This is a genomic window from Shewanella sp. M-Br, from assembly GCF_036245925.1.
Classification (GTDB): Bacteria; Pseudomonadota; Gammaproteobacteria; order Enterobacterales; family Shewanellaceae; genus Shewanella; species Shewanella oncorhynchi.
In genome coordinates this window covers 38,342-50,881 of the sequence record NZ_BJBV01000006.1, presented here as the reverse complement: position 1 = coordinate 50,881, position 12,540 = coordinate 38,342, and the positions used below count along the sequence as shown (strand labels likewise).

Here is a 12,540-nt window from a genome sequence, read left to right as displayed (position 1 = left end):
TATGGTCACCATTTTTCATCGAGTTCTGCGACTAAGTTTTGTTGCTGGGTTATGCGAGTTATCGCTGTGGATTCGCTCCTTTTGGCGTCATTTGCATTGCTGATGTGTATGTATAAAATGGTGTTAGCTTAAAATAAAAAGCCCATCTTTCCCGCATTTATGTCATTGTCTGTGTATCTTTAGTGTATGAGCTTTAAATATTTTTCCCTTCATGTATTGATAAGGAGTGTTCAATGCTAACGATTTCTTCGGGTCATGCTGATGATATATTGGCAGTGGTCGCATCTGGCCGTGTTAACCATGGGGATGTTGAAGGCTATTTGGTTCCCGCCATAGAAGCCAAGCTGCAAGACCACGCCAGCATTCGCCTTTGGTACGAGTTTTCCCCTGAATTTGAAGGTATATCCGTTGGGGCCCTGTGGGATGATGCGGTATTAGGTTTATTTCATTTAAGTGATTTTTCAAGGGTCGTGATGATTGCCAATGCCACTCAAACAAATGCTATGGTTAATGCGTTAGCCTGCATGCTGCCATGTCCGGTAAAGGTATTTACCGCCGATGAACATAGCCAAGCCAAGGCATGGTTAGATCAATAACGCACCTTATGTTTATTGCGGTTCTAAATCTGTACTCAGTGGCCAACGACATTGAATGTGTGTGCCTTGGTTCAAGTGGCTACTGATGCTAAGGCTGCCATTGAGATCATTTTTAAGCCACAGATTTATACAGGTCAGCGTTCCAAGGCAGAGTTCTTGCGCTAGTTCTTGCCGTAACTGTGCGAGTTGCGGCTCTGTCATACCGATCCCATTATCGATAATACTGATGTGTAACTCTTCGCTCGACTTGTCGATATTAATGGTTATTTCACGCTGTTCATTGTGAGCTTTAAATGCATGATTCAACGTGTTGGTGATTAGACGATAAAACAGCTGCAAATATTGCCAAGAAGGGCCATCAATGATGATATTTTCTTCACAATTTAACGCTATTTCCACATTTGTTTTAGCTAATTGTACCTTTAGCAACCCTAAAAGATGACGCATAAATTGTGCGAGATGCAGTGGCCGAATATCGTTTTGATGATTCGTTAATAACTGGGCAATATGTCGCAATTTATCTGCCTGAGTCACCATGATTTCGGTAATCTGATTTTGATCGTTAGCATTATCTATTGGCTGAAGTTGGCACACTTTGGCGAGTAGCTGATCTTGTTCATGCATAATTTGCGTCATCATTTCAGCTAGAAAATTTTGCATTAGCTGTTGGCTTTGTTCACGACTGAGATTGAGTTGATGATGCTTCTCAAGTAATTGGGTTGATTTGTCTTGGAGCAGATAGAGTTCATGGTTATGTTGATTACTGAGACGAACTTGTTCTTGTAGGTGATTAAGCGCCTCGACTTGCCCTAAAAGTAACTTTTCTTGTTCTTGCTCTTTAATTTTTTGTAAGGTGATATCAAAGGCAATAGCACCGACTGCAATAACGGTATCGTCATCATCTTTGATCTTAAATTTAGTCACGATATAAATAAGATTGCCTAGGGGCGATGGAATAGCTTCTTCGAAGTTTATGGCTTCATGATTATGCAGAACGCGTCGATCATTTTGTTGATATTCGTGGGCAAATTGGCTGGGAAATATCTCAAAATCAGAGGTGCCAATAATGCGTCTGCGTTCTATACCTAAGATTTCACAATATTTGTCATTGACGAGAATATATTTACCGTGAAGATCTTTGATATAGATGAGATTTTGAGAAAATTTAAGCAAAGCCCTCAATTGTTCTTTATGGCGCTTTAACTCCAGTTGAAACAGGTTTTGGCTCTGCAATTGCTGTTCTAGTGCCAGGTTACTCGCATCTAAGCTCGCCATTGCCACTTCAAGTTGTCGAGTACGCGACAGGAATGTTTTTGCCAATAAGCCAATTTCGTCATGGCTGTTATTGGCTTTGAGTTCGATAGAGGCGGAATCATTACGTTTTAAGGCTTGGACGATTTCAATAATGGGGGTAATAAATAGTCGGTGCTGGAGTAAAAATAATAGAATTAAGCCTAATAGTTGAATACAGACTAAATAAACGCCGACCTTTTCGATTAAATGTTTAGCGGTATCCTGCAGCGGTGAAATTGGGGTGACGACAAGTACCTTCCAATAGGTATTTGGCATGAGAAATACCGAAACGAGGGATGCCGTTTTAAGGATTGGATCATGGACCAAAGTTACCGACGTCAGTAATTTCGGGGCAGTAAAATGATTTAAGGCATTGTTATTTACGATGGCCGCTAACATGTCACGCTCATTTTGATGACTTAGTCTCGTTAGATGCTGCATCTGTTCTTGGGTAAAAACGCGCTCGGCAATCGCCGCTTCTATAAAGGCTTTATCTGCACTCTGTAATGCGACTTCGACGGGGCTGAAATCTGGCTGTTGGCTGGCGAGATGATTGAAGGTGACGAAAGAATGATTGGTATTAGTTTGATGCTTAAGATTGTTATTGGCATCTGGATAGGCGAGTACTTGGTTTTGATGATCTAAGGCTATGACATAGCCTCTGACATTAATCATAGTATTGCGTAATAGCACATTGAGCTTTTCTAAACTGATATCCACAGTGGCGGCACCAATAAACTGATGGTCCATCCACATAGCGCCTGAGGCTGTGATCATTGACTCATGGGTTGTTGGATCGAAATAAGATTTTGACCAGAAAATTTTACCAGCAGGAAAATAGCGCGTCGGGCGATACCATTCTTCGGTGTGGTAGCTTGGGAACGTGTCTTTGTTATAGGAATCAATGGCGACTAATTCATCGTTTACATTGTGTGCCCAAAACAGGCTATCTCGAAATTTTTGCTGATTAAACGCGCCGGGTTCCGGCCAGACGCCGCCGCCAGAAATGATGCGTTGTTGACTATCGAGTTTCAGCAACGTGGGAATGGTTTTCACCAGTTGCTCATGATCATAGCGGTAAAGTTTGGCAATACTGGAAATAGAGTCGACTACGGTTTCAACCTGTGAAGTCATTTCTTGCAGTTTGGCAATAATCAACTGGCCATAGTTTTGGTTTAACACGGCTTGCTGATCAAGAACTTGTTGGCGTTGAATGCTTAGCATCACCCAAGCTGTACTACAAATCAAAATAGCGGCAATGACGAGCTGAATAAGGCTAAATTTGAATGGCAAACTGTTTTGCCATTGGGTTAATGGCGTGTGTGGCTCAGATGTCGAACTTTTTCCCATAATCCCCAGTTTCCAAATCACCACTTTTCATTGAGCCAGTGTAGCGCTTTCTCACTGTTTTGCTATTGGCATATGTTTAAGTTGCGAGGATTGAATAGGATAAGTGGAATACAATCGTCAATAAAAAGGCAGGTTTTATGCCTGCCTTATCTCAAACTCGTTATTTATAAAGAGATGGTTTATTTGAACTACTTAGGACAGGCACAATAAAGAGTAACCAAGCGACTAAGAAGCCACTGAAAGCCACTACCATCCATTCGGGCATCGTTACCCCCATAAAGACCCAAGGTACATCAGTACACATGCCAGTAGGCATCATAACGGCAGGGAACCATTCGTGTAATGGCATCCAAGCTGGAAATTCAGGTAAGAATGAACAGGTTGAAAAAGGGGATGGGTTGGCTTGCATATCTACGAGCGATAAGGCTAGTTTTAATCCCCAAGTTGCACTGATGGCCCAGAGCACGGCAGCTAAGATCCTGACTATTCGATATTTGGGTGCTGTCATGCCAATGAGACCTGCTGCCAATAAACCAAAAATAGCGAGTCTTTGGTAAATACACATGACACAGGGTTCCAGTTTCATGACATATTGAAAATACAGTGCGGCTGCTTCTAACCCAAGGGCTGTGCCTGCGAGAATAAACCAAGATGAACGGGAATGGGCAAAGCGAGTCATTACAGTCAAAGTGAGCTCCATATCAACAAAAAACGCCCTCAGACATGGGGCGTTTTTTGGACTCTACTTATTAAATAAAGTTCAGTCAATAAAGAAGATTAATGTCCAGTCATCGGTTCTAAAACTTCACTAGCGCTGTGATGGATGATTATCTGGGAATCATAGAAATATTGGGTGGCTTGTTCTAAGAAACCCGTTTGAATCGCCATGACACCTACGATTGACAGCACGATAGTGTAAGGCAATGCCATCCATACCATTCTGCCATAGGATAAGCGGATAAGTGGTGCTAGGGCAGAGGTTAGTAGGAACAAGAACGCCGCTTGACCATTGGGTGTGGCAACCGAAGGTAAGTTAGTTCCAGTATTAATCGCAACGGCCAGCAAGTCGAATTGATCACGGCTGATTTGACCGTTAATCAATGCCGCTTTCACTTCGTTAATGTACACAGTGCCGACGAACACGTTATCACTCACCATAGACAGCAATCCGTTGGCGATATAGAAAATCACCAACTGAGTATTGCCTTGATAACTCAGTGCCCATTGGATCACTGGTGCGAATAAGTGCTGGTCGATAATCACGCCAACAACCGCAAAGAAGACAGCTAATAACGCGGTAAAAGGCAGTGCTTCTTCGAAAGCTTTACCGAGGGCATGCTCATCGGTAACGCCGTTAAAGGCTGTGGTTAAAATAATCACAGAAAGACCAATTAGGCCCACAGAAGCCAAGTGTAATGCAAGTCCTGCGATCAACCAGACACCCACTAAGGCTTGGACGATTAACTTCATGTTGTCTTTATTGGTACGGCGCGCATCTTCATGGGCGGCATATTCACATAAGATCCGATGAACGGCCGTTGGCAACTTAGCGCCATAACCAAAAATGCCAAATTTTTCAACTAAGTAACAAGTTAAGATACCCGAGATTAATACAGGAACAGTAACGGGTGACATACGCACGGCGAATTCACCAAATTGCCAATTTGCTTGCGCGGCGATAATAAGGTTTTGTGGTTCACCGACCATAGTACACACGCCGCCCAGCGCAGTACCCACACCCGCATGCATTAACAGATTACGTAGGAAACCACGGAATGCACTGAGTTCTTCTTCATTTAACTGATCTTCACCATCATCATTTTTACCTTCAGAGGTATGATCGTGATCGGCGCCGAAATCTTTTCCAGAAGCGACCTTGTGGTAAATAGAATAGAAACCCACAGCGACCGCGATAATGACGGCAATAACCGTTAACGCATCTAAGAAGGCTGATAAAAAGGCTGAAGCCAAACAAAACATTAATGACACTAAAATTTTAGAGCGCACTTTAGTAATGATTTTTGTGAAGCCAAATAGCAGCAATTGCTTCATGAAATATATACCAGCGACCATAAACACCAAGAGTAATAATACTTCGAGGTTGGCTTCTATTTCATGTAAGACTTGGCTTGCCGATGTCATTCCGATCGCGACGGCTTCAATTGCCAATAATCCGCCAGGCTGTAATGGATAGCATTTTAATGCCATTGCTAAGGTAAAAATAAATTCTAGAACCAATACCCAACCAGCCACAAAGGGGTCGACATAGAAAAAGAGTATTGGATTGATAATTAAAAATGACAGTATTGCGGTTTTGTACCACTTAGGAGAATTTCCTAAGAAGTTCCCAATAAACGCCTGACTCATTGTCGCCGGCATGGCAGCCTCTCTTCTAATTATGTTAAAAATTGCACGTGATTATTATCAATACCTGCGTTAGTTAAATGAGTCTAGCCTAAAGAGAAAGCTAATGTAATGAGTTACTGATACCGACATTTCAAAAAGCGGAGCTAAGCGGCAAAATTGGCCCATCCTGTATTGACCTTGGTCGTTTTTTTGAACGATTCTGTGACATTTACACGGCGATAACACAGTGATTTTAAGTGAATGGTTTCCATTTTTTACCGCTCTGGTATGATCAGTGACCATTACGACGCACAACAACTGGATAAGTGGGCTGATGATTATCAATGCCAAAGGACCTGCAAGTTTTGCAGAGAAGTATATTGTGAGATCAATTTGGGAAAACAAATTTCCTCCAGGGTCCATTTTACCGGCTGAACGTGAGCTTTCAGAATTGATTGGTGTGACTCGCACCACTCTGCGTGAGGTGCTACAGCGCTTGGCGCGTGACGGTTGGTTGAAAATTCAGCATGGCAAACCAACACGGGTTAACAACTTTTGGGAAACCTCAGGCTTAAACATCCTTGAGACTATTGCTGATTTGAATCCCGAGGGTTTTCCGGTATTGGTTGACCAACTCTTGTCAGCTAGAACGAACGTCAGTGCTATCTATTTTCGCGGTGCTTTACGTTATAACCCGGATACCGCTGTGGAGGTACTTGCAAAGATTCACCAGCTTGAAGATACGGCTGAATCCTATGCTGAATTTGACTACTTACTGCATCACACCTTAGCGTTTTCGTCTGGAAATCCACTTTACGTTTTGATATTAAACGGATTTAAAGGTTTGTATAGTCGAGTTGGGCGTTATTACTTTACCAGCTCAGATGCGCGTTTATTAGCATTGAACTTTTACAAAGAATTAGAACTGTTGGCTCAGGCGAAAAATTACCTCGATGTCTCTGCGCTAATGCGTACCTATGGCATGAATAGCGGTAAGATGTGGTTACAATTACGCGAAGATATGCCAGCTTCTATTGCTCAAGATCATTAATCTCTGTGAGTGATATCGTGTTAAGATAGCGCTAAATAAACAAAAAGGCCGTTTCAATTGGAAACGGCCTTTTTATTGTGCTTATTATTCTGGTTTATTGGCTTCAGGGCAGGATGCTAAGACGCTAATACTCGCATCTGCATTTTTTTGCTCTAAGGTGACAGTGAAACCCCATAATCGATGTAAATGCTTTAATACTTCTTTATGGCTATTGGCTAAGGGAATATCGTTATTTGGCACATAATGTAAGGTTAAGGATCGATCACCGTTGATTTCCACATTATGTACTTGGATATTTGGCTCAATATTAGACAGGTTATATTGTTGTGATAGTAACTGGCGAATATCTTGATAGCCCCGTTCATCGTGGATCGCGGATACCGAAAGATAATTGCGTTTCTCATCATCATGGATACCAAACAATTTAAATTGGCGGATAACTTTAGGTGAGAGATATTGGCTAATAAAACTTTCATCTTTAAAGTTTTGCATCGCAAAATGCAACGTTTCTATCCAATTACTGCCGGCAATGTCGGGAAACCAAGCTTTATCTTCATCGGTTGGATTTTCACAAATACGCCGAATATCGGTGAACATGGCAAAGCCTAAAGCGTATGGGTTGATGCCACTGTAATAACGACTGTTGTAATCGGGTTGGGCCACAACGCCTGTATGGCTTTGCAAAAACTCGATCATGAAGCGGTCAGTGACCACGCCATCGTCGTACAAGTGATTCAAGATAGTGTAATGCCAGAAGGTTGCCCAGCCTTCATTCATCACTTGAGTTTGTTTTTGCGGATAAAAATATTGCGCCATTTTACGCACAATACGGATTATTTCCCTTTGCCATGGTTCAAGCAAAGGAGCGTTTTTCTCGATGAAATATAAAATATTTTCCTGCGGTTCGGCGGGGAAACGACGTTTTTTCGATTGAGACTGCTCATGTTGATGGGTCGGAATCGTGCGCCATAAATCATTTACTTGGCTTTGAAGGTAAGCCTCGCGATCCTTTTGTCTTGCTTGTTCTTCCCTGAATGAGATTTCAGAGGGACGTTTATAACGATCGACACCGTAGTTCATTAGCGCATGACAGGAGTCTATGACGCTTTCGACTTGTTCTACACCGTATTTTTGCTCGCAGTCACTGATGTAGTTTTTAGCAAAGACAAGGTAGTCAATAATCGAGCTCGCATCTGTCCATGTCTTAAATAAGTAATTGTTTTTAAAAAAGCTGTTATGTCCGAAACAGGCGTGAGCTATCACCAGCGCCTGCATTGTGATGGTGTTTTCTTCCATTAAGTAAGCGATGCAGGGGTTAGAGTTAATCACAATTTCATAGGCGAGCCCCATTTGGCCACGTTTGTAACCTTGCTCGGTTTCGATAAAACGTTTGCCGAAAGACCAATGGGTGTAACCTATGGGCATACCTATGCCAGCATACGCATCCATCATCTGTTCTGCTGTGATGACTTCAATTTGATTTGGGTAAGTGCTGAGTTTATAGAGCGCTGCCACCCGCTCAATTTCCTTGAGGTAGTCCTGAAGTAGCTCGAAGCTCCAGTCGGGACCATCGCTCAGTGGTGTCCAAGATGTTGATTTAGTTATCCCCATAGTGCCCCCCTTAAACCGCTTGTTTCTTGAATAGCTCCCTAAAGACAGGGTAAATATCTTCGGCTTGACGTATATGCTGCACGGCGATGTTGTCGTAATGCTGTTGCAGGGATTCATATTCGCGCCACAGGGTTTGATGGGCGCGATTGGTGATTTCGATATAGCTGTAGTAGCGCACCAGTGGCAATATTTTTTGTTCTAACAATTGCCTACAGGTAGGTGAATCGTCGGCCCAGTTATCCCCGTCGGATGCTTGGGCCGCATAGATATTCCATTCATCGGCGGGGTAGCGGGCTTGTTGAATTTCATGCATTAATTTCAATGCACTGGACACAATGGTGCCGCCCGTTTCTTGGGAGTAAAAGAACTCGTGTTCATCGACTTCTTTGGCTTGGGTATGGTGGCGAATGTAAACCACTTCTAAATTTTTATAGGTACGAGTGAGGAACAGATACAGCAAGATATAGAAGCGTTTTGCCATATCTTTAGTTGCCTGATCCATTGAGCCAGACACATCCATCAAGCAGAACATCACGGCTTGACTAGAAGGGATTTCCCTTTTGGAATAGTTATTAAAGCGTAGATCGAAGGTATCGATAAACGGCACTCTGGCAATCTTTTGTTTTAACTCCTCAATTTGGGCTTTTAAATCCAAAATCAACTCGGCCTTAGTGCCTGGAATATTTTCCAGTTCGGCAAGTTCTTGTTCTAACTCTTTTAACAATTTCTTTTTACTGGCTGACATAGCAATGCGACGTGCAAGGGATGAACGTAATGAACGGACAATATTGATGTTAGCGGGGACGCCATCATTGGTGAATCCCGCACGGTAGATTTGGTATTCCACCAGTTTATTAAGGCGATTTTTTTGTAGATTGGGGAGTTCTAAGTCCTCAAACAATAACTCTAGATACTCGTCTTTAGAGATTTCGAACACAAAGTCATCGTCGCCTTCACCCGAGTTTGAGGCCTCACCTTTGCCCGAACCGCCGCCTGAACCACCAGGTGGTCGGTCAATTTTATCGCCACGGGTAAATTGGTCATTACCGGGATGCACTCTATCCCTGACACCGCCTTTGCCTTGGTGAAACATAGGTTCACTGATATCCCGTGTTGGGATACTGATTTTTTCGCCTTTATCTACATCCGTTACGCTGCGACGAGTCACAGCATCGCTGACGGCTTTTTTAATTTGTTGCTTATATCTATTGATAAAGCGTTGGCGGTTGACTGTGCTTTTTCCTTTCGCATTCAACCGTCTATCGATAAAGTTCGCCATACGCACCTCCCAAAACCCAGCGAAGGCTTTGGCAACACCAAAGCCCTGTACTTAGTTAGCGCAAGTTTAAGAAGATTTACGAACTCGTAAATACCACTCAGACAAGAGTCGGACTTGTTTTTTGGTATAGCCTTTCTCCATCATGCGATTGACGAAATCATCGTGTTTGCGTTGATCGTCGTTCGACGTTTTGGCGTTAAAGGAAATAACAGGCAGTAAATCTTCTGTGTTGGAGAACATTTTCTTCTCGATCACAGTGCGAAGTTTCTCGTAGCTGGTCCATAGCGGATTGTTACCCTCATGGTTCGCGCGGGCGCGCAGCACAAAGTTAACGATTTCATTACGGAAATCTTTAGGATTGCTGATCCCCGCGGGCTTCTCAATCTTCTCAAGTTCAGCATTAAGGGCGGCGCGGTCGAATAGCTGACCTGTTTCTGGGTCGCGGTATTCTTGATCTTGTATCCAAAAATCGGCGTAAGTGACATAGCGGTCGAAGATATTTTGGCCATATTCAGAGTAAGACTCTAAGTAAGCGGTTTGAATTTCTTTACCGATAAACTCCACATATTTAGGGATCAAATAACCTTTTAGGAATTCAAGATAACGTTCGGCGGTATCGCCGGGGAACTGTTCTTGTTCAATTTGTCGTTCGAGGACATAGAATAAATGTACTGGGTTGGCGGCGATCTCTGAATGGTCGAAGTTAAATACCCGCGACAAAATCTTAAAGGCGAAACGGGTGGATAGTCCATTCATGCCTTCATCGACACCTGCGTAATCACGGTATTCTTGGTAAGACTTAGCCTTAGGATCGGTATCTTTCAGGCTTTCACCGTCATATACCCGCATCTTAGAGTAGATGGAGGAGTTTTCAGGCGGCTTGATGCGTGACAACACACTAAATTGCGCTAAGGTTTCTAAGGTGCCGGGAGCGCAGGGTGCTTTCGATAACTCAGAGTTGATTAGCAGTTTTTGATAGATTTGCAGCTCTTCTGAGACCCGTAAACAGTAGGGCACTTTGACTATGTAAACACGGTCGAGGAAGGCTTCGTTGTTTTTGTTGTTTTTGAAGGTTGACCACTCGGACTCGTTTGAGTGAGCCAGAATAATCCCGCTATAGGGCAGGGCCGATAAGCCTTCAGTGCCGTTATAGTTACCTTCTTGCGTCGCAGTCAGTAGTGGATGCAGCACTTTAATTGGTGCCTTAAACATCTCGACGAATTCCATCACCCCTTGGTTTGCACGGCACAATGCGCCTGAATAGGCGTAAGCATCGGGATCATCTTGGGAGAAATGTTCGAGTTGCCGAATATCGACTTTACCGACAAGGGACGAAATATCTTGGTTGTTTTCATCACCGGGTTCAGTTTTCGCTATTGCCACTTGGTCCAGAATGGATGGAAAGACTTTTACCACGCGAAATTTGGAGATATCGCCACCAAACTCATGCAGACGTTTTACCGCCCAAGGCGACATGATGGTTTTCAGATAACGGTTGGGAATGTTGAATTCATCTTTTAACAGCTGTCCATCTTCTTCCACATCAAACAGGCAGAAGGGGTGATCGTTGACTGGGCTGCGGACTCCATTCGCGCTCAGAATGTAAATGGGCACTTTTTGCATTAGGGCTTTGAGTTTTTCGGCGAGTGATGACTTACCGCCGCCCACTGGGCCCAGTAGGTATAAAATTTGTTTGGATTCTTCTAATCCTTGAGCCGAGTGCTTTAGGTAAGCCACAATTTGCTCTATGGCGTCTTCCATGCCGAAGAAATCTTTAAATGCGGGATAGCGTGAAATAAGTCGATTCGAAAAAATACGGCTAAGTGTTGGATTTTTTGCGGTATCAATGACTTCTGCTTCACCAATTGCAAGCAGTAGTCGCTCTGATGCTGACATGTAAGCGCTGCGATCTCCCTTGCAGATGTCCAGAAACTCCTGCAAAGAATATTCTTCATCGAGTTTTTGTTCGTAGCGCTTTTGGTAATGCTCGAAAATGCCCATATAAACCCCCTGAAACGCCAGTGATGTCATGGAACGGATAACTGGCTAGCCAGCCTCCTACTCTAATCTTAGACACAAACTCACTATCTGTGTCAAAAAAATATCAAATAAAAACAATAACAAATAGTTGCAAACGCAATTATTGCACTTGTAGTTAGCGGAGGATAAATCGGTGGGATAAGGGATGGGCGGCAAACGAGGGGCATAAAAAAAGAGCCACTAGGGCTCTTTTTACTGGGATTAACCCACTGCTCATTCGGCAGTAAACAACATTAGGTTAAATGAATTAACCTGCGAAGTTTTGGTTAACGAAGTCCCAGTTAACTAATTGCCAGAAGTGGGCAAGATAGTCAGGACGCACGTTACGGTAATCGATGTAGTAAGCGTGTTCCCACACGTCAACTGTCATGATTGGCGTTACTGTGCTGTCAGTCAGTGGCGTCGCTGCATTGCTAGTGTTAACGATAGCAAGAGTGCCATCGGCTTTTTTCACTAACCATGTCCAAGCGCTACCGAAGTTGTTTACTGCTGAATCAGTAAATTGCGCTTTGAATGCGTCGAATGAACCGAAAGCGGCATTGATTGCATCAGCAACTGGGCCTGTTGGTTCGCCGCCAGCATTAGGGGCTAAGCAGTTCCAGTAGAAAGTGTGGTTCCACACTTGAGCTGCGTTGTTAAATACGCCACCCGTAGAAGTCTTGATGATATCTTCTAAAGATTTGCCAGCGAAATCAGTTCCTTCGATTAAGCCGTTTAGCTTCACAACATAAGTGTTGTGGTGCTTGCCGTAGTGGTATTCTATGGTTTCTTGAGAAATGTGTGGTTCTAGTGCGTTCTTTGCATATGGTAATGCGGGTAATTCGAAAGCCATTAGTATCTCTCCATGGTCTTAGGTTATCGTTTCTTAAACGTGCTCACTTAGGACTATTGTACCGATAAAATTTGTGATGTGAATCATTGTTTAGCTAATTGGCTAGATAGACGCCATCGAAAAATCAAATGTCGACATAACC

9 protein-coding genes are annotated in these 12,540 nt (G+C 43.3%); 2 read left to right on the top strand and 7 right to left on the bottom strand.

Annotated elements, in window-relative coordinates; all coding sequences use genetic code 11:
* The first annotated feature begins 233 nt into the window (after positions 1–233).
* On the top strand, positions 234–596 hold the full coding sequence (locus AAA952_RS06320) for a SpoIIAA family protein (protein ID WP_028760325.1): 363 nt from the start codon (positions 234–236) through the stop codon (positions 594–596).
* 12 nt (positions 597–608) lie between these two features.
* Here AAA952_RS06320 and AAA952_RS06315 read toward each other — a convergent pair whose 3' ends face one another.
* The 3 genes from AAA952_RS06315 to nhaB form a co-directional block, all read right to left on the bottom strand.
* A complete protein-coding gene (locus tag AAA952_RS06315; RefSeq protein ID WP_338255411.1) occupies positions 609–3,239 on the bottom strand; it encodes a PAS domain-containing protein in 2,631 nt (876 codons plus the stop codon).
* Between the two features lie 160 nt (positions 3,240–3,399).
* Positions 3,400–3,927: a disulfide bond formation protein DsbB gene (gene dsbB, locus AAA952_RS06310; RefSeq protein WP_113938979.1), complete on the bottom strand. Its 528-nt coding sequence runs from the start codon at positions 3,925–3,927 to the stop codon at positions 3,400–3,402.
* Between the two features lie 89 nt (positions 3,928–4,016).
* Positions 4,017–5,618, bottom strand: coding sequence for a sodium/proton antiporter NhaB (gene nhaB, locus AAA952_RS06305; RefSeq protein WP_028760322.1), 1,602 nt, complete (start codon positions 5,616–5,618; stop codon positions 4,017–4,019).
* A gap of 301 nt (positions 5,619–5,919) precedes the next feature.
* Between nhaB and fadR the strand changes: the two genes are divergently transcribed.
* On the top strand, positions 5,920–6,636 hold the full coding sequence (gene fadR, locus AAA952_RS06300) for a fatty acid metabolism transcriptional regulator FadR (RefSeq protein WP_028760321.1): 717 nt from the start codon (positions 5,920–5,922) through the stop codon (positions 6,634–6,636).
* Between the two features lie 84 nt (positions 6,637–6,720).
* Here the strand turns inward: fadR and AAA952_RS06295 are convergent, their stop codons facing one another.
* From AAA952_RS06295 to sodB, 4 genes are all read right to left on the bottom strand, one after another.
* The gene (locus AAA952_RS06295; protein ID WP_173496550.1) at positions 6,721–8,247 is read right to left on the bottom strand and encodes a SpoVR family protein; all 1,527 of its coding nucleotides are present in this window, start codon (positions 8,245–8,247) and stop codon (positions 6,721–6,723) included.
* A gap of 10 nt (positions 8,248–8,257) precedes the next feature.
* Positions 8,258–9,526, bottom strand: a complete 1,269-nt coding sequence (locus tag AAA952_RS06290; RefSeq protein WP_006081286.1) for a YeaH/YhbH family protein — start codon at positions 9,524–9,526, stop codon at positions 8,258–8,260.
* 66 nt (positions 9,527–9,592) lie between these two features.
* Positions 9,593–11,527 (bottom strand): PrkA family serine protein kinase, encoded by a 1,935-nt coding sequence (locus tag AAA952_RS06285; RefSeq protein WP_131523897.1) that lies wholly within the window; start codon positions 11,525–11,527, stop codon positions 9,593–9,595.
* A gap of 286 nt (positions 11,528–11,813) precedes the next feature.
* Positions 11,814–12,398, bottom strand: a complete 585-nt coding sequence (gene sodB / locus AAA952_RS06280; protein WP_028760317.1) for a superoxide dismutase [Fe] — start codon at positions 12,396–12,398, stop codon at positions 11,814–11,816.
* Positions 12,399–12,540 lie beyond the last annotated feature (142 nt).